Annotated in this window: 18 protein-coding genes and 1 other RNA gene; 3 read left to right on the top strand and 16 right to left on the bottom strand. The window is 71.1% G+C overall.

Going from position 1 to position 19,278, the window contains the following annotated elements; all coding sequences use genetic code 11:
• The first annotated feature begins 203 nt into the window (after positions 1–203).
• Positions 204–1,544, top strand: coding sequence for a UDP-N-acetylglucosamine 1-carboxyvinyltransferase (murA, locus tag IEZ01_RS10265; protein ID WP_019886748.1), 1,341 nt, complete (start codon positions 204–206; stop codon positions 1,542–1,544).
• 509 nt (positions 1,545–2,053) lie between these two features.
• Here the strand turns inward: murA and IEZ01_RS10260 are convergent.
• The 10 genes from IEZ01_RS10260 to IEZ01_RS10215 form a co-directional block, all read right to left on the bottom strand.
• Positions 2,054–2,335: an HU family DNA-binding protein gene (locus IEZ01_RS10260; protein WP_017237029.1), complete on the bottom strand. Its 282-nt coding sequence runs from the start codon at positions 2,333–2,335 to the stop codon at positions 2,054–2,056.
• A 313-nt stretch (positions 2,336–2,648) separates the two neighbouring features.
• A complete protein-coding gene (locus IEZ01_RS10255) occupies positions 2,649–4,082 on the bottom strand; it encodes an NAD-dependent malic enzyme (protein WP_019886750.1) in 1,434 nt (477 codons plus the stop codon).
• Between the two features lie 398 nt (positions 4,083–4,480).
• Positions 4,481–6,757: a HelD family protein gene (locus IEZ01_RS10250; protein ID WP_019886751.1), complete on the bottom strand. Its 2,277-nt coding sequence runs from the start codon at positions 6,755–6,757 to the stop codon at positions 4,481–4,483.
• Between the two features lie 75 nt (positions 6,758–6,832).
• Positions 6,833–7,606: a zf-HC2 domain-containing protein gene (locus IEZ01_RS10245; RefSeq protein WP_019886752.1), complete on the bottom strand. Its 774-nt coding sequence runs from the start codon at positions 7,604–7,606 to the stop codon at positions 6,833–6,835.
• Positions 7,603–8,190, bottom strand: a complete 588-nt coding sequence (locus IEZ01_RS10240) for a sigma-70 family RNA polymerase sigma factor (RefSeq protein WP_078513300.1) — start codon at positions 8,188–8,190, stop codon at positions 7,603–7,605. Before IEZ01_RS10240 ends, IEZ01_RS10245 begins: the two co-directional genes overlap by 4 nt.
• A gap of 106 nt (positions 8,191–8,296) precedes the next feature.
• Positions 8,297–8,848 (bottom strand): CGNR zinc finger domain-containing protein, encoded by a 552-nt coding sequence (locus IEZ01_RS10235; protein ID WP_189201238.1) that lies wholly within the window; start codon positions 8,846–8,848, stop codon positions 8,297–8,299.
• 65 nt (positions 8,849–8,913) lie between these two features.
• The gene (locus tag IEZ01_RS10230; protein ID WP_019886755.1) at positions 8,914–9,426 is read right to left on the bottom strand and encodes a GNAT family N-acetyltransferase; all 513 of its coding nucleotides are present in this window, start codon (positions 9,424–9,426) and stop codon (positions 8,914–8,916) included.
• Between the two features lie 46 nt (positions 9,427–9,472).
• Entirely contained in the window at positions 9,473–10,621 is a 1,149-nt protein-coding gene (locus IEZ01_RS10225; protein WP_019886756.1) for a uroporphyrinogen-III synthase, read from the bottom strand.
• A gap of 87 nt (positions 10,622–10,708) precedes the next feature.
• Entirely contained in the window at positions 10,709–12,061 is a 1,353-nt protein-coding gene (locus tag IEZ01_RS10220; protein WP_019886757.1) for a nitrate/nitrite transporter, read from the bottom strand.
• 109 nt (positions 12,062–12,170) lie between these two features.
• Complete coding sequence (locus tag IEZ01_RS10215) at positions 12,171–13,142, bottom strand: LysR family transcriptional regulator (RefSeq protein WP_189201236.1); 972 nt, start codon at positions 13,140–13,142, stop codon at positions 12,171–12,173.
• 109 nt (positions 13,143–13,251) lie between these two features.
• Here IEZ01_RS10215 and IEZ01_RS10210 point away from each other — a divergent pair, with 109 nt between their 5' ends.
• The gene (locus IEZ01_RS10210) at positions 13,252–14,505 is read left to right on the top strand and encodes an MFS transporter (RefSeq protein WP_189201441.1); all 1,254 of its coding nucleotides are present in this window, start codon (positions 13,252–13,254) and stop codon (positions 14,503–14,505) included.
• A 49-nt stretch (positions 14,506–14,554) separates the two neighbouring features.
• On the opposite strand, the gene ssrA is transcribed toward IEZ01_RS10210, so the two are convergent.
• The 5 genes from ssrA to ftsE form a co-directional block, all read right to left on the bottom strand.
• Positions 14,555–14,923: a transfer-messenger RNA gene (gene ssrA / locus IEZ01_RS10205) on the bottom strand.
• Between the two features lie 121 nt (positions 14,924–15,044).
• On the bottom strand, positions 15,045–15,587 hold the full coding sequence (gene smpB, locus IEZ01_RS10200) for an SsrA-binding protein SmpB (RefSeq protein WP_019886762.1): 543 nt from the start codon (positions 15,585–15,587) through the stop codon (positions 15,045–15,047).
• Positions 15,588–15,605: 18 nt separating this feature from the next.
• Positions 15,606–16,811, bottom strand: coding sequence for a S41 family peptidase (locus tag IEZ01_RS10195; RefSeq protein WP_189201234.1), 1,206 nt, complete (start codon positions 16,809–16,811; stop codon positions 15,606–15,608).
• A 67-nt stretch (positions 16,812–16,878) separates the two neighbouring features.
• Entirely contained in the window at positions 16,879–17,796 is a 918-nt protein-coding gene (gene ftsX / locus IEZ01_RS10190; RefSeq protein ID WP_019886766.1) for a permease-like cell division protein FtsX, read from the bottom strand.
• A 47-nt stretch (positions 17,797–17,843) separates the two neighbouring features.
• Complete coding sequence (ftsE, locus tag IEZ01_RS10185; RefSeq protein ID WP_019886767.1) at positions 17,844–18,533, bottom strand: cell division ATP-binding protein FtsE; 690 nt, start codon at positions 18,531–18,533, stop codon at positions 17,844–17,846.
• Positions 18,534–18,768: 235 nt separating this feature from the next.
• On the opposite strand from ftsE, the gene IEZ01_RS10180 reads away from it, so the two are divergent.
• The gene (locus tag IEZ01_RS10180) at positions 18,769–18,963 is read left to right on the top strand and encodes a hypothetical protein (RefSeq protein WP_189201225.1); all 195 of its coding nucleotides are present in this window, start codon (positions 18,769–18,771) and stop codon (positions 18,961–18,963) included.
• A gap of 92 nt (positions 18,964–19,055) precedes the next feature.
• Here IEZ01_RS10180 and IEZ01_RS10175 read toward each other — a convergent pair.
• Positions 19,056–19,278 (bottom strand): LPXTG cell wall anchor domain-containing protein (locus IEZ01_RS10175; protein ID WP_189201204.1); only part of this gene is annotated, 223 nt, incomplete at its 5' end.

Below are 19,278 nucleotides of genomic sequence, written 5' to 3'. Positions count from 1 at the left end.
ACTCTCCGGCGGCGCCCCTCCAGGCAACCGGACCGTGACGCTCCGCAAGATCGCGGGAACGGAGGGTGTTGTGCCGAATTCATTACATCTGACAGGCCCCCTTGGACTTACAGAACGGGGGTAGAAGGCCCGTACCCTTTTCCCTGGCCCTGCCCGACCTCCCCCTCGTACGACAGAGGGGGCCCCTCCGGAACGCGAGATTCATGACCGGCACAGACGATGTCCTGCTTGTCCACGGCGGAACCCCGCTGGAGGGCGAGATCCGCGTCCGCGGCGCGAAGAACCTCGTGCCCAAGGCGATGGTCGCCGCCCTGCTCGGCAGCGAGCCGAGCCGACTGCGCAATGTGCCCGACATCCGTGACGTCCGTGTGGTCCGCGGACTGCTCCAGCTCCACGGTGTGACGGTCCGCCCCGGCGAGGAGCCGGGCGAGCTGATCCTCGACCCGACGCACGTCGAGTCGGCCAACGTCGCCGACATCGATGCCCACGCGGGGTCGTCGCGCATCCCGATCCTGTTCTGCGGCCCGCTGCTGCACCGCCTCGGTCACGCCTTCATCCCGGGCCTGGGCGGCTGCGACATCGGCGGTCGGCCGATCGACTTCCACTTCGACGTGCTGCGGCAGTTCGGCGCGACGATCGAGAAGCGCGAGGACGGGCAGTACCTGGAGGCTCCGCAGCGGCTGCGCGGCACCAAGATCCGTCTGCCGTACCCCTCGGTCGGCTCGACCGAGCAGGTGCTGCTCACGGCCGTGCTGGCCGAGGGCGTCACCGAGCTGTCCAACGCGGCCGTGGAGCCGGAGATCGAGGACCTCATCTGCGTGCTGCAGAAGATGGGCGCGATCATCTCCATGGACACCGACCGGACGATCCGGATCACCGGTGTCGACAAGCTCGGCGGCTACACCCACCGGGCGCTCCCGGACCGTCTGGAGGCGGCGTCCTGGGCGTCGGCGGCGCTGGCGACCGAGGGCAACATCTATGTGCGCGGCGCGCAGCAGCGCTCGATGATGACCTTCCTGAACACGTACCGGAAGGTCGGCGGCGCCTTCGAGATCGACGACGAGGGCATCCGCTTCTGGCACCCGGGCGGGCAGCTGAAGTCGATCGCCCTGGAGACGGACGTCCACCCCGGCTTCCAGACGGACTGGCAGCAGCCGCTGGTGGTGGCGCTGACGCAGGCGACGGGTCTGTCCATCGTGCACGAGACGGTGTACGAGTCGCGGCTCGGCTTCACGTCGGCGCTGAACCAGATGGGTGCTCACATCCAGCTGTACCGCGAGTGCCTGGGCGGTTCGGACTGCCGCTTCGGCCAGCGCAACTTCCTCCACTCCGCGGTCGTGTCGGGCCCCACGAAGCTCCAGGGCGCCGATCTGGTCATCCCCGACCTCCGCGGCGGCTTCTCGTACCTGATCGCGGCCCTGGCGGCCCAGGGCACGTCCCGGGTCCACGGCATCGACCTGATCAACCGCGGCTACGAGAACTTCATGGACAAGCTGGTGGAGCTGGGGGCGAAGGTCGAACTCCCCGGCGGCACCGTCGTCTGACGACCCGCCGCACCGACGGAGCCGGCCCCCACGACGGTGGAGGCCGGCTCCGCGCCGTACGGGCCCGCCGCGGACCGCCCTTCGGCTGGGGGTCCGGGGGTCATCCCCCGGGCCAGCACAGCATGGACAAGCTGGTGGAGCTGGGCGCGAAGGTCGAACTCCCCGGCGGCACCGTCGTCTGACGACCCACCGTACCTACGGAGCCGGCCCCCACGACGGTGGAGGCCGGCTCCGCCCCGTCCGGGCCCGCCACGGACGCCCTCCGGCTGGGGGTCCGGGGGTCATCCCCCGGGCCAGCACAGCATGGACAAGCTGGTGGAGCTGGGCGCGAAGGTCGAACTCCCCGGCGGCACCGTCGTCTGACGACCCGCCAGCGCCGTACGGCCGTACGAACGGCCCCTCGCCCGCGCGAGGGGCCGTTCGCATGTCTGTAGCGCCCGCACACGGGCAAACAGAAGGGCGGCCACCCCCTGACAGGGTGGCCGCCCTCGTAAGCCCTACAGGCCTGCTTACTTGCCCTTGGCGGCTTCCTTGAGCTTCGAGCCCGCGGAGACCTTCACGCTGTAGCCGGCCGGGATGTTGATCGGGTCGCCGGTCTGCGGGTTACGAGCGGTGCGAGCGGCACGGTGGGTGCGCTCGAAGGTCAGGAAGCCGGGGATGGTGACCTTCTCGTCGCCCTTGGCGACGACCTCGCCGACGGTCTCGGCGAGAGCGGCCAGCACGGCGTCGGCGTCCTTGCGGGTCACCTCGGCGCGGTCGGCCAGGGCGGCCACCAGCTCACTGCGGTTCATGTTGTTACTCCCGTGTTCTTCTTGCTGTTAGGCGTGCCACGCGGCGGTGCCGCACATTGGGCACAGCGAAGCCGATGCTGCCAGGGCCCTCGGACAGTCCCCGGACCCGGGTCTACTGACAGACCCTCGCGCCCAAATACGCATCCTGCCCCCACCAGCGGCGGGAAAGCCAATCCGGCACCCTTCGGAGTCACACGAAAAGCGCCACAGCCTTGCCGTGGTGACGTTCCGTCGACTCCGCCGGAACTCTTCGGAGCCGGACCGCCACCCTAAGGGCGGGTTTACGGACCGGAGGAGCGCGACGCGCCGGATGTCAGACGGAGGTGGACGCCGTCACCGAGGCGCCCGCCGCCTTCGCCGCCGTACGGACCGCGCCCGCGACGGCGCCCGCGACCTTCTCGTTGAAGACGGACGGGATGATGTAGTTCGGGTTCAGCTCGTCCTCGGTGACGACGTCCGCGAGGGCCGCCGCGGCGGCGAGCATCATCTCGGTGTTGACCGTCCGGGACTGCGCGTCCAGCAGGCCGCGGAAGACGCCCGGGAAGACCAGCACGTTGTTGATCTGGTTGGGGAAGTCGGAGCGGCCGGTGGCCACGACCGCCGCCGTCTGGCGGGCGATCGCGGGGTCCACCTCGGGGTCGGGATTCGCGAGCGCGAACACGATCGCGCCGTCGGCCATGGCGGCGACGTCCTCGGCGCCCAGGAGGTTCGGGGCGGAGACGCCGATGAAGACGTCGGCGCCGGCGACGGCCTCCTTGAGGGTGCCGGTGACGCCCTCGGGGTTGGTGTTGTCGGCGATCCAGCGCAGCGGCGTGCCGGGCGCGGCGTCCACCAGGTCCTCGCGGCCGGCGTGCACGACGCCGTGGATGTCGGCGACGACGGCGTGCTTGACGCCGGCGGCGATGAGGAGCTTGAGGATGGCCGTACCGGCGGCGCCCGCACCGGACATGACGACCCGTACGTCTCCGACGGCCTTGCCGACCACGCGCAGGGCGTTGGTGAGCGCGGCGAGGACGACGATGGCGGTGCCGTGCTGGTCGTCGTGGAAGACGGGGATGTCCAGGGCCTCACGCAGCCGGGCCTCGATCTCGAAGCAGCGGGGCGCGGAGATGTCCTCGAGGTTGATGCCGGCGAAGCCGGGGGCGATGGCCTTGACGATCTCGACGATGGCGTCGGTGTCCTGGGTGTCCAGGCAGAGCGGCCAGGCGTCGATGCCGGCGAAGCGCTTGAAGAGGGCCGCCTTGCCCTCCATGACGGGCAGGGCGGCCTTGGGGCCGATGTTGCCGAGGCCGAGGACGGCGGACCCGTCGGTCACGACTGCGACGGAGTTGCGCTTGATGGTGAGGCGGCGGGCGTCCTCGGGGTTCTCGGCGATCGCCATGCACACGCGCGCGACACCGGGGGTGTAGATCATGGAGAGGTCGTCGCGGTTGCGGATGGGGTGCTTGGACGCCATCTCGATCTTGCCGCCGAGGTGCATCAGGAACGTACGGTCGGAGACCTTGCCGAGGACGACGCCCTCGATGCCGCTGAGCTTCTCGACGATCTCGTCCGCGTGGGTCGTCGAGGTCGCCGCGATGGTGACGTCGATGCGCAGCTTCTCGTGGCCGGATGCGGTCACGTCGAGGCCGGACACGGAGCCTCCGGAGGACTCCACGGCCGTCGTGAGCTGGGAGACCGCGGTTCCGCTCGCGGGCACCTCCAGCCGGACCGTCATCGAGTACGAGACGCTGGGCGCCGTTGCCATGACCGAGTTCCTCTGCTTTCCCTAGCTTCATTGCTGCGCCGCCCCGGCTGGTTGCCCGGCGGCGCCCTCCGATGGTCGCACCTACCTGCGGGTATCAGGTAATGCGGTCATTTTGTTTTCGGAAACTTTTTTCCACCATACGAGAACTGAAGGGGAAACAGAAGAGGTCCGCGTCACCGGTGGGGTGACGCGGACCTCTTCTGTAGATACGTACCAAGTGGCACCGACCCGCCATGCTCGCCTCGCGGCAAGTGGTCGCTCGTAGCGACGAAGGTTGGGCCCGGGGGCTTGGATCGAGCCGGTGCCACACACAGGCTAACAAACCACCCTGGCAAGTGATTCCGCCACGGCCCGTTGACCTGAAATCAGCCCCCGAACCGCGGATCGGTGGGCACCGCTCAGTCCCTGAGGAGATCCGGGACGCCGTCCGCGTCGGGCTCGTCGCGCGGGCCCGAGACCACCGTCAGCTGCTGGGTGGCCCGGGTCAGCGCCACGTACAGCACCCGCAGGCCCGCCGGGGACTCGTCCGCGATCTCCGCGGGCGAGACGACGACCGTGGCGTCGTACTCCAGGCCCTTCGCCTCCAGGGAGCCCAGCGCCACCACCCGCTCGCCGAGGCCGGCCAGCCAGCGGGCGGCCTCCTCCCGGCGGTTCATTGCCACGACGACGCCGACGGTGCCGTCCACGCGCGCGAGGAGCCGCTCGGCCTCCTCCCGTACGGTCCCGGCCGTCGCCTGGGCTCCCGCGGTGACGAACCGTGGCTCCACCCCCGTGGAGCGGACCGCGCGCGGCGACTCCTTGCCGGGCATGGCCAGGGTCAGCACCTTCGCGGCCAGCTCGGCGATCTCGGCCGGGTTGCGGTAGTTGACGGTCAGCTCGAAACGGCGGCGCGGACGGGTGCCCAGCGCCTCGTCACGGGCCTCCGCGGCCTCGTCCGGGGTCGACCACGACGACTGGGCCGGGTCGCCGACCACGGTCCAGGTGGCGTGCCGGCCGCGGCGGCCGACCATGCGCCACTGCATGGGGGTGAGGTCCTGGGCCTCGTCGACGATGACATGGGCGTACTCGGTGCGCTCCTGTGCCAGCCGCTCGGCCCGCTCGCGCTGGGTCTCCTCGCGTACGGGCATCAGCTCCTCCAGGCCGGTGAGCTGGTCCAGCGGGTCCAGTTCGCGCTTCTTGCGGGGCCTGGCGGGGGTGCCGAGCAGGGTCTGGAGCTCGTCGAGCAGCGCCACGTCGTGGACCGAGTACGCCGTGCGGCGCAGCGAGCGGGCGAGTCTTCGCACCTCGCCGGGGTTGAGGACGCGGCGCGCCCAGCGCCCGAGCCGCTTCTCGTCGCCCATGGCGGCGAGCACCTGCCGGGGGGTGAGCTCGGGCCACCACGCGTCCAGGAAGGCGAGGAAGGAGTCCTCGGTGGAGACGTCCTCGTCGAAGGAGGAGCGCAGTTCGGCGGCGAGCTCCGGGTCGCTGTGGCGGGTGGCCGCGCCGGACTTGGTGTACAGGGCGTCCAGGAGCAGCCGGCGGGCGCGGGGGCGCAGCAGATTGACGGGTGCGGTGCCGCCGAGGACGGTGTGGCGGATGCGCTGGAGCTCGTCGGCCTCCAGCTCCAGGCGGCGCCCGAAGGCGACGACCCGCAGCCGCTGGGGGCTGTCGCCGTTCTCCAGGGCGCCCCGGGTGGCCTTGCGCAGGACCTTGAGCATCCGGGAGGAGCCCTTCACGCGCGCGACGGCGGGGTCGTCGTACGTGGTGGCCTCCACGCCGTCGACGAGGGAGCCGACGGCGCGGATCGCGACCTGCCCCTCCTCGCCGAGGGAGGGCAGGACACCCTCGGTGTAGGAGACCAGGAGGGGGGTCGGGGAGACGATGAGGATGCCGCCCGCGTACCGCCTGCGGTCCTGGTAGAGGAGGTAGGCGGCGCGGTGCAGGGCGACCGCGGTCTTGCCGGTGCCGGGTCCGCCCTCGACGTAGGTGACGGAGGCGGCGGGGGCCCGGATGACGAGGTCCTGCTCGGCCTGGATGGAGGCGACGATGTCGCGCATGGTGTGGCTTCGCGCCTGGCCGAGGGCGGCCATCAGGGCGCCGTCGCCGATCACGGGAAGGTCTTGGCCGTCGAGGGTGGCCTTGAGCTCGGGGCGCATCAGGTCGTCCTCGACGCCGAGGACCTTGCGGCCCTTGGAGCGGATGACGCGGCGGCGGACGACCCGGCCGGGGTCGACGGGGGTGGAGCGGTAGAACGGCGCGGCGGCGGGGGCGCGCCAGTCGATGACGAGGGGGGCGTAGTCGGAGTCGAGGACGCCGATGCGGCCGATGTGGAGGGTCTCGCCGATCTCGGCGGTGCTGTCGGCGCGTACGGCGTCCTCGGCGGGCTCGACGGAGGTGTAGGCGCCGTCGGGGCCCTTCTTGCCGTCCTTGCCGTGGAGCAGGTCGATACGGCCGAAGAGGAAGTCCTCGAATTCGTTGTTGAGCCGGTTGAGGTGGATTCCGGCCCGGAAGACCTGGGCGTCGCGCTCGGCGAGGGCGCCGGGCGTGCCGACCTGGCCGCGCTGGGCGGCGTCGTTCATGAGGAACTCCGCCTCGTGGATCTTCTCCTCGAGACGGCGGTAGACCCGGTCCAGATGTTCCTGTTCGACACCGATCTCGCGGTCCCGGACCGAGTCAACGGCTTCCTGCGCGGCCACGGGGCCCCCTTCTGACGTGCACTGGGCAGCCGTCGAGCGTACGCGAAGGGGGGCCGTCGTGTCAGGCGGTGGGGGTCAGGCGTCCACCTCCACCAGGCGCGTTCCGTCGAACGTACGTACTTCGAAGTGATCGATGTCGTTACGGTCCATGGCCGCGCCGCCGTGGACGTAGAGGGGATTGCGGGCGGATTCGTTGGTGCTGTCGGCGATCCCGTAGCCCCATTTCGGCACGGCCCAGGAGGTGACGACCTCTTCCTCGCCGGTCTTGGAGACGGCGATGAGGTTGCACTTGAGGGGGCCCTTGACGTTCTTGAGTTCCAGGACGGTGTGGGTGCCCCAGGCCTTCTTCTCCATCCCGACCGTGGCGCTGACCTTGGTGTTCGTGTCCGTCGCCGACTTCTTCTCCTCCATGTGGTGGAAGAAGGCGTCCTCGGCCGGGCTGGTGGGGTGCGGGTGGGGCGCGGCCTGGTTCTGCGTACCACCGCCGGAGGTGGCGACGACGGCGACGGCGGGGCCGCCGATGATCAGCGCGGCGGCGGCCGCGACCATGTACATGCTCCGGCGGCGGCGCTGGGCGCGCTTGATCGCGACCTCGTCGACGAGCCGGTCGAGGAGCCGGGGCTCAGGGACGGGCGCGACGGGCCTGGGCGCAGGCGGCGGTCCGGGCGGCTCGGCGAGCATGGCCAGCATCGACTCCATGCCGGAGAACTCCTCCAGATGGGCCTCGCAGATCCGGCAGCCGGCCAGATGCGCCTCGAAGGCGGTCGCCTCGGCGTCGTCCAGGATGCCGAGCACGTACGCGCCGGCCGCGTCGTGCACCGACTCCTGTTCGTATCCGTGCGACGTCATGCCGAGACCCCCCTCTCCTCCAGCGCGAGCTTCATCGAACGCAGTGCGTAGAACACCCGGGACCGGACGGTCCCGCTGGGTATGCCGAGTGTCTCGGCCGCCTCATTGACGGTACGCCCCTTGAAGTACGTCTCGACCAACACTTCCCGGTGGGCCGGGGTCAAATCGTCGAGCGCATCCGAGAGCGTCATCAACCACAACGCCTTGTCGATCTCGTCCTCCGCGGGCATGACCTCGAGCGGTGACGGATCGACCTCCTGCGGCCGGGCCTGCCGGCTGCGGTGGCCGTCGATGACGATGCGCCGCGCGACCGTCACCAGCCAGGGTCGGACAGAGCCGGCGGCCCGGTTGAGCCGGCCGGCGTTCTTCCAGGCACGGATGAGCGTCTCCTGTACGACGTCCTCGGCCCGCTGGCGGTCGCCGGCGACGAGGCGGAGTACGTAGGCGAGCAGCGGGCCGGCATGTTCGCGGTAGAGCGCCCGCATCAGCTCCTCGTCGGGTACCGAGGGGTCGAGGCGTGGTGTCTCAGCGCGATGCCGGGCCCGATGAGGACGGTCATCGGCCACGGCCGCATCCTTGCGCACCCTGAACCTCCCGGTCGAGACCCTGACTGACTGCTTGTCGTCCCTGATTACGCAGGGCGGGCGGGATCGACTCAAAGGCGCGCGAGAATTTTTTTCCGGGCCCCCCTCAGACCTTCGCGGCGGCGCTCCGGCGCCGGTGGCGGGCCACCCGTTCGCGGTTGCCGCACAGTTCGCTGGAGCACCAGCGGCGGCGCCGTCCGCGGGAGGTGTCGAGGTAGAGGCGGCGGCAGTTGTCACCTTCGCACTGGCGCAGCCGGGTGCGGGCGACGGGGTCGGTGAGGAGGTCGACCGCGTCGCGGGCGACGGCGGCGAGGAGGGCGGGGCAGTCGGGTTCGGCGTGCAAGGCCCGTACGAGCTGGCCGTGTTCGTCGCGTACGGCGCGGGGTGCGGGCGGGGTGCCGGCGGCGGCGAGGGTGTTGAGCCGGTCGAGGTCGGGGGCGGGTCCGGTGGCTCCGCCGAGCTGGGCGCGGGCCAAGGTGGCGACGCAGGCGCGCAGTTCGCGGAATCGGGCCAGCCAGTGCCGGTCGAGGGCGGGGAGCGGCGTGGTGGCGGGGACGAGGCCGGTGGCCCTGAGCCAGTGGTCGAGGGCGTGGGGGGTGTCGAGCGGGTGCGCGGCAAGGTCCAGGCAGATCCGCCCGGAGTCGAACCGTAGTGTCATGGTCCTGTCACCGCCTGCCTCGGGGGTGGGGTCCCGACCAGGGTGCCCGCCTCACGCGGCGACGGCTACGGCGCCGGCGGATCGTCGTGCAGGATCCGCTGGAAGATGTGGTGATCGCGCCACTCGCCGTCGATGTGCAGATAGCGCGGCGCGGTTCCGTACCGCTCGAAGCCGGTCTTGGCCAGGACGCGCTGGGATGCGGCGTTGTCGAGCATGGTCCCGGCCTCGACGCGGTGCAGCCCGAGCTCCTCGCGGGCGGCCCGGCACACCTCTTCGACGAGCCGGGTGGCGAGGCCTTTTCCGGCGTACTCCTCGTCGACCCAGTAGCCGAGGTTCGCGCTGCAGAACGGCCCGCGGGCGATCCCGGAGAGCGTGGCGGCGGCGGCGATCCGCTCCCGGTCGACCGCGAACCACATACGCGTGCCGGGCGCGGCCAGCCGCTCGGCCTGGGCCTCGGCGGTGTAGTAGGACGCGTCGCGGCGGGGCTCCCGGGGCTGCGTGTAGGCGCGGTTGCGGAGCAGGGCGGCGGCCAGCGCGGGGGCGTCGGAGGGCTCGGCGGGACGGATGCTCAGGGACATGGCCCCTACGGTAGACACCCCTGTCGCCGCTGAAACCCATGCCCCGTCAGACGCCCGCTTCCTCCACGTACTTGGTGTCGGCGACGGGGTCCAGGGCCAGCCGGTAGCCCCGCTTCACTACCGTGTGGATCAGCTTCGGCGCGCCCAGGGCCGTCCGCAGCCGGGCCATCGCCGTCTCGACGGCGTGCTCGTCGCGGCCCGCGCCGGGCAGCGCCCGCAGCAGGTCCGCCCGGGAGACCACCCAGCCGGGGCGCCGGGCAAGGGAGTTGAGCAGCGCCATCCCGGCCGGCGGGACCGGTCGCAGGACCCCGTCGACGAGGACCGCGTGGCCGCGGATCTCGATCTGGTGGCCGGCCACCGGGAACGTACGGGCCCGGGACGGCAGCTCCTGGCAGAGCAGCTGCACCAGCGGCCCGAGCCGGAACCGCTCGGGCTGGAACGTGTCGATCCCGCGCGCCTGCAGGGGCAGCGCGGTGACGGGTCCCACGCAGACCGCGAGGACGTCGTGGCGCAGCGCGTCGAGCAGCCTGGGCAGCACGCCCCGCTCCTCGGCGCGGTTGAGCAGCGAGGCGGCGGCCGGGGCGCTGGTGAAGGTGACAGCGTCGAGCGCCCGGGTGAGGGCCGCGTCCAGGAGCCGGTCGAGCGGCGTGAGGTCCTGGGGCGGCATCCAGCGGTAGACGGGGACGCCGACGACCTCCGCGCCGGCCGCCCGCAGCGACTCGACGAAGCCGGGCAGGGGCTCGCCGTGCAGCTGGAGCGCGATCCGGCGGCCCGCCACGCCCTGGCCGAGGAGCCGGTCGAGCACCTCCGCCATGGACTCGGACGACGGCGACCACTCCTCGGTGAGCCCGGCGGCCCGTACCGCGCCCTTGACCTTGGGGCCGCGGGCCAGCACCTCCGCCCCGCGCAGCCGGTCGAGGAGCTCCTCGCCGAAGCCCCAGCCGTCGGCCGCCTCGACCCAGCCCCGGAAGCCGATCGCGGTGGTCGCGACGACGATGTCCGGGGCGTGGTCGATGAGGTCCTTGGTGGCGGCGAGGAGTTCGGTGTCGTCGGCGAGGGGCACGATCCTCAGGGCCGGGCCGTGCAGCACGGCGGCCCCGCGGCGGCGCAGCAGGGCGCCGAGCTCGTCCGCGCGCCGCGCCGCCGTGACACCCACGGTGAACCCCGCGAGGGGGCCCTGTTCTTGCTCGTACATGATGAATGAGCCTGACGCGGAAGCGTGACATCCGCGGTTCACCGGTATTTCTCCGCCGTTACGGACCGCTCCCGTTTCGGCCATGGATCACACCTCGGCGTAACCGAGCTGCTGCTTTTCCTCCGCGCCCGCGGCATTCGCCGGTACGGACCCGGGCCGGCGAAGGTATACCGCGTAGGTGACGGCCATGCACGCCCCGTAGAAGGCGAGGAAGGCGACGAAGGCGGCGGTGCCGGTGCCGGCGGTCTGGAAGGACTGCCGGAAGGCGAGGTTGATGGCGAGCCCGCCGAGGGCGCCGACGGCGCCGATGAGCCCCATGGAGGCGCCGGACAGCCGCCGCCCGTACGCCTCGGCCCGCTCGCCCGCCAGGCCCTTGCGGTGCCCTTGGGCGAGGAAGATGGCCGGGATCATCTTGTACGTGGAGCCGTTGCCGAGGCCGCTGAGGACGAAGAGTCCGATGAAGCCGACGAGGAAGACGGTGAGCGACTCGATCACGGAGGCGTAGATCACCACACCGGTCGCCGCGGCCATCGCGGCGAAGGTCCACAGCGTGATCCGGGCGCCGCCGTAGGTGTCGGCGAGCGAGCCGCCGACGGGCCGGATCAGCGAGCCGAGCAGCGGGCCGATGAAGGTGAGCGAGGCGGCCTGCAGCGGGGTGCGGCCGAACTGCGTCTGCAGGACGAGTCCGAAGGCGAAGCTGTAGCCGATGAAGGAGCCGAAGGTGCCGATGTAGAGGAACGACATGATCCACGTGTGCCGGGCCCGCACGGCCTCCTTGACGGCCCCGGTGTCGTTCTTGACGGGCGTCAGATTGTCCATGAAGAGCGCGGAGCAGACGGCGGCGACGACGACGAGCGGGATGTAGACGCCGAGGACGATCCGGGGGTGGGCGGCGCCGGCGGTGCCGATCACCAGCAGGCCGATGAGCTGGACGACCGGTACGCCGATGTTGCCGCCGCCCGCGTTGAGGCCGAGCGCCCAGCCCTTCTTCCGCAGCGGGAAGAAGGCGTTGATGTTGGTCATGGAGGAGGCGAAGTTGCCGCCGCCGACGCCGGTGAGCGCGGCCACCAGCAGAAACGTGGTGTACGACGTGCCGGGCTCCATCACCGCGTAGGCGAGCCCGGTCGGCAGGAGCAGCAGCAGCGCGCCGACCACGGTCCAGTTCCGGCCCCCGAAGGCGGCGACCGCGAAGGTGTACGGGACCCGGACGAAGGCGCCGACCAGGGTGGCGGTCGCGATCAGGAAGAACTTCCCGGCCGGGTCGACGCCGTACTCCGGCCCCATGAACAGGACCATGACCGACCACAGGCTCCACACGGAGAAGCCGATGTGCTCGGAGAAGACGGAGAAGAGCAGATTCCGCTTGGCGATCCGCTCACCTGTCTCGCGCCAGAAGGTCTCGTCCTCGGGTTCCCACCGTTCGATCCATCGGCCGCCCATCAGATACCTCCGCGGTGTCGGGGGGCCGGAGCTCCCGGCCTCTGCTCCGACGCTAGGGAGACCTCGTTTCGGCCCGGTGGCAGGAAGTGACCGGTGCGCAACCTTGCTCTCACCCACGGCCCCCCGGTGCTGTGAGCCCGAGGTGGTCGGCGGGCAGCCAGGCCCCCTGGGGGATGCGCAGCCAGCCCTCGCGGGCGCCGAGCTCGGCGGCGGCGGCGCGCAGGGCGTCCAGGCCGGGATGGCGCAGGCCCTTGCGCCAGACCAGGAAGACCGGGGAGAGCGGCACGGGGTCGGTGAGGGGGCGCAGCACGCATCCGGGCAGCTCGGGGAAGCCGACCGTGGCCAGGACGGGGGTCCGGGTCCTCGCCATGACCCGGCGGAACTCCTCCTTCCCGACGGCGACGGGCGCGGGCGGCGCGATGCCGATCCCCCGCCCCTCGAAGAGCCGCTCGGCCAGCCCGGTCCACTCCAGCGTCCCGGGGTTGCCGGCGCCCGCGTAGACGGACTCCCCGGCGAGGGCGTCCAGCGGGACCGTCGGGCGGTCGGCGAGCGGATGGTCGTACGGCAGGAGCACAGCCAGCGGCTCGTACCGTACGGGCTGCTGGGCGAGGCCGGCCCGGATCGCGGGCTCCAGGCCGCCCACGTACCCGAAGGAGACGTCCAGGCGCCCGGCGAGCATCTCGGCGGCCGCCCGGGTCAGTCCGCTCTCGAAGCGGGCCATCAGCTCGCAGTCCGGGGCGATTTCGCGGGCCCGGGCGAGGACAAGCCCGGAGATCATGCCCTCGGTGTTGAGGTCGACGAGCAGGGGCCGCGCGTCGGGCCCGAAGGCGGCGGCGAGCGCGTCGTGCGCGTCGAGCACCGCTCGCGCGTACGGCAGCAGCCGCTCGCCGTCGCCGGTGAGCGCCACCTGCCGGGTGGTGCGGACGAACAGCTCGACGCCCAACTCCCGCTCCAGGCGCCGGATGTCCCGGCTGAGCGCCTGCTGCGCGACGTAAAGTCGGGCGGCGGCGCGGGTGAAGTGCAGCTCCTGGGCGACGGCGGCGAACGCGCGCAGCAGCCGGGGGTCGATGTCGTGGGCCACGCCGCATTCAACAACACAAACGCGTGAATGGCGACGGATCAGGTGTTGGACCGGGGCCGGGCCCGGCCCCGAACCTTGATCCATGCCGCAGACGAAGACCTCTCCACGGATGACCACGGCGGGCGGACTGCTGGTCCTCACCCCGCCGCCCGGCCGCCCGTCCCGCCCTGGCAAGGCCCCCGGCCCGTACCGGCGCCTGCTGGCCGCCCCCGGCGCGCGGGCCTTCACCGCCGGGAACCTGATCGCCCGGCTGCCGATGGGCATGTTCGGTGTCAGTGCGGTGATCATGATTTCCGGGGCGTACGGCTCGTACGCGCTGGCCGGGGCGGTCACCGCCACCGGCCTCGCCGCCACCGCGCTCGTCGCGCCGTGGACCGCGCGGCTCGTGGACCGCCACGGGCAGGCGCGGGTGGCCGTGCCGGCGACGGCGGTGGCGGCGCTCGGCTCGCTCGCGCTGCTGCTGTGCGTGCACCACCACGCCCCGGCCTGGACGCTGTTCGCCGCGTACGCCGCGACGGCCACCACGCCGAACACGGGCGGGATGTCGCGGGCCCGCTGGGCCCATATGCACCGGGGCGACCCGGCGGCCCTGCACGCGGCGAACGCCTTCGAGCAGGCCGTCGACGAGCTGTGCTTCATGCTCGGCCCGGTGCTCGCGGCCTTCCTGTGCTCCGCGCTCTTCCCCGAGGCGGGCACCCTGGTCGGTGCCATCCTGCTGTTCACCGGCGTCGTGCTCTTCGCGGCGCAGCGCTCCACCGAGCCGCCGGTCGCTCCGCGTACCACCAAGGGCTCCCCGCTGCGCGCCCCCGGCATGCCGGCGCTGCTCGCGGTGTTCGGGGCGACGGGCGCGGTGTTCGGCGCGATGGAGGTCGTGACGATCGCCTACGCGGACGGTCCGGTGGCCGGCCCGGTCCTCGCACTCCAGGCGGCCGGGTCGTGCGCGGCGGGCCTGGTCTTCGGCCGGGCGCGCCGCACGGCGGGCCTGCGGACCTGCCTCGCCGCGATGGCCCTGCTGATGCCGATGCCGCTGCTCGGCGCGGGGACCGGCTCACTGCTCGCGGTGGCCTGCGGGCTGCTCGTGGCGGGGATGGCGACGGCCCCGACGATGGTGACGGCGATGGCGACGGTCCAGCGGATCACCCCGCGCGGCCAGCTGAACGAGGGCATGACCCTCGCGGTCACCGCGATCCTCGGCGGTATCGCGGTGGGCTCGGCGACAGGCGGCTGGACGGTGGAGCGGTGGGGCCCGGCGTACGGCTACGTCCTGCCGGCCGCCGCGGCGGCCCTGGCGCTGGCCCTCTCGGTCCTGGTCCCCGCGGGGCCCTGGCCGGAGAAAGCGGCCGGGAAGACCGCCCGGGCATGACGAAGGCCCGGCAGCCGTGACGGCCGCCGGGCCTTCGCCCACATGGGATGAGTGGAGATGGCGGGAATCGAACCCGCGTCCAACGGTGCGGAACCAGGGCTTCTCCGTGTGCAGTCTGGTACGAGTTTCTCAGCCCTCCGGATCACCCAGACAAGTCCGGAACGGGCTCAGTCACTGTTTGATTTCCCTCTTCACCCCGTGACCGGGATCAAGGTTTAGTCCCCTAGCTGATGCCAGGATCCGGGTCGGGAACAGCCCCGGGCTGACACTTCGCAAGTCGCTACTTAGGCAGCGAGGGCGAAGGAATCGCGCTTGGTGTTGGCGATTATTGGTTTCGGCGCGTGGTTTACGAGATCATTGCCGCTTCCTCGACACGCTTCCCCTGCTTCGACATCCGCTGTCGAAACCGATCATCCCCATGTTGTTTTTTCAAAAAGCGCACCCGCTGTGAGGTGCGTGGCCCATCGTACGTGACCAACGCGGGCGGTCGCCAGCGTATTCCCGGCGGCCGGCCGAGTCGGCCCGCCCGGGCCGCCGGGTCAGCCGCGCTGGGCCTCCCGCTGACGGCGGCGGGCCGCAGAGATCGCCCGGCTCGCCTCACGCGTGTCCTGCTTCTCGCGGAGGGTCTGACGCTTGTCGTACTCCTTCTTGCCCTTGGCGAGCGCGATCTCGCACTTCACCCGGCTGCCCAGGAAGTACAGCGAGAGGGGCACGATCGTGTGACCCGTCTCCGACGCCTTCTGCTCCAGCTTGTCGATCTCGGCGCGGTGCAGCAGCAGCTTGCGCTTCCGCTTCGCCGAGTGGTTGGTCCAGCTGCCCTGGGAGTACTCCGGGACGTGGATGTTGTGCAGCCAGGCCTCGTGGCCGTCGATCTGGACGAAGCCGTCCACGAGCGACGCGCGGCCCATCCGCAGCGACTTCACCTCGGTACCCATGAGCACCACACCGCACTCGTAGGTGTCGAGGATGTGGTAGTCGTGCCGCGCCTTCTTGTTCTGCGCGATGAGCTTGCGCTCCGGCCCCTTGTCCTGGCTCTGCTTCTTCGCAGGCTTGCCCTGCACGTTGACGAGTCCCTTTGCCATAGTGCAGTCATTTTCGCACTACGAGGCCCCTCCGAGGCCACTCAATACTGTGCGGGCCCGCTGCTCGGCCCGTCCGCCCGACGCGTCGCCCACCACCAGGTCCGGCGTGATGCCCCGGCCGTCCACACTGTGGCCCGCGGGGGTGCGGTAGTGGCCGACGGTCAGCTCGGCGACCGACCCGTCGGGTAGCGCGCTCGGCATCTGCACCGCCCCCTTGCCGAAGGTGCGCGCACCCACGGTGACGGCCCGGCCACGGTCCTGCAGGGCGCCGGTGAGCAGCTCGGCGGCGCTCATCGTGCCGCCGTCGACCAGGGCGACGACCGGCCGGTCGGTGTCCCCGCCCGCGTCCGCGTACAGCGCCCGCTGCTCGCCGTCGACGTCGTACGTGGCGACCAGACCGCCGTCGAGGAAGGCGGAGGCGGCCTCGGCGGCCTCCGAGACCAGCCCGCCCGCGTTGCCCCGCAGGTCCAGGAGGACCCCTGCGCCGGCCGGGGCGGCCCGTACCGCCTTGCGCACCCGCTCCCCCGCGCCCTTGGTGAACGCCGTCACCTTGATCAGCACGGCGCCGCCGTCGAGCCTGCGGACAGTGACGGGGTCGGTGACCAGAGTGGCCCTGCGCAGGGTCAGGGTCCAGGCGCGGCCGCCGCGCTCGATCCCGAGGACGACCGTGGTCCCAGGGGCCGCGCTCCCGCCGTCCCGGTCGCCCCGGTCGCCTCGCAGCAGGGCGACGGCCTCGGAGACCGGCAGCCCGTCCACCGGGCGGCCGTCGATCGTACGGAGCCGGTCGCCGGGCCTGATCCCGGCCCGCGCGGCGGGCCCGCCGTCGCGGATCCGGGCCACCTCGATGTGCCCGTCGCCGGCCTTGCGGGCGGAGAGGCCGACGCCGGTGTACGCGCCGCCGAGCGCCTGGGTGAACTCCTCGTACTCGCCCGGGTCGTACACCGCGCCCCAGCGGTCGCCGCTGCGGCTGACGAACTCCTCGGCGGCCTGCGTACCGGACTTGCCGTCCGCGATGGCGTCGGCGGTCGTACGGGCGAGCTCGTCGCGGTCGATGGTCGTCCGGTCCGCCGGCGCCGCGGCCACGCGCGGTCCGGGCTCCGTCCGCTCCGCGCGGGGAAGGGAGTCGGTGACCACGGCGGTGGCGAGGACGCTCGCGAAGACCAATGTCAGGGCCGCCCCGCGGCCGAAGCGGCGGGGCCTGAGACAGAAGGACGGGCCCGGCATGCCGCCCACTCTAGGACAAGCGAAGGGCGCCGTACGGTTGTTGCCCGTACGGCGCCCGGGGCGCATGTCACACCTTGAGGTACTTGCGGAGCGCGATGAAAGCGGCCAGCGCCGGCATCAGCAACCCGATGGCGAGAACCAGCGGCAGCTTGGTGAGGACCGCGTCCCAGCCGATGAAGTTGACCAGTTGCATCTTGTCGGCGAGCGCCAGGCCGTGGTCGATGAGGAAGTAGCGGCCGACCAGCAGCATCACGGAGGCGACGGCGCCACCGAGCAGTCCGGCGAAGGCGGCCTCCATGATGAACGGCATCTGGATGTAGAAGCTGGACGCGCCGACCAGCCGCATGATGCCCGTCTCACGCCGTCGGCTGAAGGCCGACACCCGCACGGTGTTGACGATCAGGATCAACGCGATGACGAGCATCAGCGCCATCACGTACAGCGCGACGACGTTCATGCCGTTCATCAGGTCGAAGAGGTTCTGCAGGATGTTGCGCTGGTCCTGGACGGACTGCACACCGTCCCGGCCGGCAAAGGCCGTTGCCACCACCTTGTACTTCTCCGGATCGTGGAGCTTGACCCGGAAGGACTCCTGCATCTGGTCCGGGGTGATGGTGGAGGCGATCGGGGTGTCGCCGTACTGCTCCCGGTAGTGCTTGTACGCCTCGTCGGCGGTCTCGTGATGGACGGTGTCGACGATGTCCATCTTCTTCAGATCGCCCTCGATCTGCTCCTTCTGCTGCGCGGTGACCGCGCCCTTGGCGCACTTGGGCGAGGTGCCCGCATCGCTCTTGTTGCAGAGGAAGATGGAGACGTTGACCTTGTCGTACCAGTAGTCCTTCATCGTGCTGACCTGCTCGCGCATGAGCAGGGCGCCGCCGAAGAGGGCGAGCGAGAGGGCTACGGAGACGATGACGGCGAAGGTCATCGTGAGATTGCGCCGGAGACCGACGCCGATCTCGGACAGTACGAACTGAGCGCGCATGCGACTCTTTCAGCCTTTCCTTCTAGCTGCTGCTACCGGTCACTTGCTCAGTGCTGGTAGCCGTAGACGCCGCGCGCCTGGTCACGTACGAGACGGCCCTGTTCGAGCTCGATGACTCGCTTGCGCATCTGGTCGACGATGTTCTGGTCGTGGGTCGCCATGAGGACGGTGGTGCCGGTCCGGTTGATCCGGTCGAGCAGCTTCATGATGCCGACCGAGGTCTGCGGGTCGAGGTTTCCGGTGGGCTCGTCGGCGATGAGGAGAGCGGGCCGGTTGACGAACGCCCGGGCGATGGCGACGCGCTGCTGCTCACCACCGGAGAGCTCACCGGGCCGGCGGTCCTCCTTGCCGCCGAGACCGACGAGGTCGAGGACCTGCGGCACCGCCTTGCGGATCTCACCGCGCGGCTTTCCGATGACCTCCTGGGCGAACGCCACGTTCTCGGCGACGGTTTTGTTGGGGAGCAGCCGGAAGTCCTGGAAGACGGTGCCGAGCTGGCGGCGCATGTGCGGCACCTTCCAGTTCGACAGCCGCGCCAGATCCTTGCCGAGGACGTGCACCTGCCCGTGGCTGGCGCGCTCCTCCCGCAGGATCAGCCGGAGAAAGGTGGACTTTCCGGAGCCGGAGGATCCCACCAGGAAGACGAACTCACCCTTCTCGATCTCCAGGGAGACATCCCTGAGGGCGGGGCGGTTCTGCTTCGGGTAGGACTTGGAGACACTGTCGAATCGGATCACGGGTGCACCACGGTCGGCAGGGAGTAGGTGTGCGTGACCATACGCGAACGGGGATGACCCGTGCAGTCGCGGTCAGGTCTTACGTCCTTTATCCTTTATGTCCCCCGGGGCGGAACGGGCGGAATCCGACGGCGCGAGCCGAAAGCCCGAAGAGCTGGCACAGTGGGAGGGGGAACGGTTGCGTTTCCCAGAGCGTTGTGCGGAGAGAACCGCCACGCGGGAGGAGGAAAAGCGCATGACCTACGACCGACTGGTGTGCGCGAACTGCGCGGCCCCGGTCTCCGAGGGCCGCTGCCCCGTGTGCCGGGCGAACCGTGAACGTCTTCAGCAGCAGGGACCGCTGGGCGGCCTGTCCCCCACGGCGCTGCTCACGCTTCTGGTGGTACTGATCGCGGCGATGGCGCTACTGGCGGCGTACCGCACGGCGTAGACCGACTGCGGAAGGGCCCGGGGTGCGGATGCACCCCGGGCCCTTCTGTCACGCTATGACGCGATCGCTCGCTTACAGGCGATTACGCGCGATTACGCGGCGGTGCGACCGCCACCGACGAGACGCGGCAGCATCCGGAAGCCGATGCCACCCGCGATCATGGTCGCGGCCCCGATCAGCAGGAACGAGGTCTCGGCGGCGCCGGTCTCGGCCAGCTCCTCCTTGGCCTTGCCCTGCTCGACCGGCTGAGAGCCGACGTTGTTGGTGCCGGGGTTGTTGTCCACGCACTCGGCACCGTCGAGGTCGACGGTGCAG

The sequence above is a fragment of the Streptomyces purpureus genome (assembly GCF_014648195.1).
Lineage (GTDB): Bacteria > Actinomycetota > Actinomycetes > Streptomycetales > Streptomycetaceae > Streptomyces > Streptomyces purpureus.
Note: the sequence above shows the minus strand (reverse complement) of the source record. Positions and strands in the feature narration are given on the sequence as shown.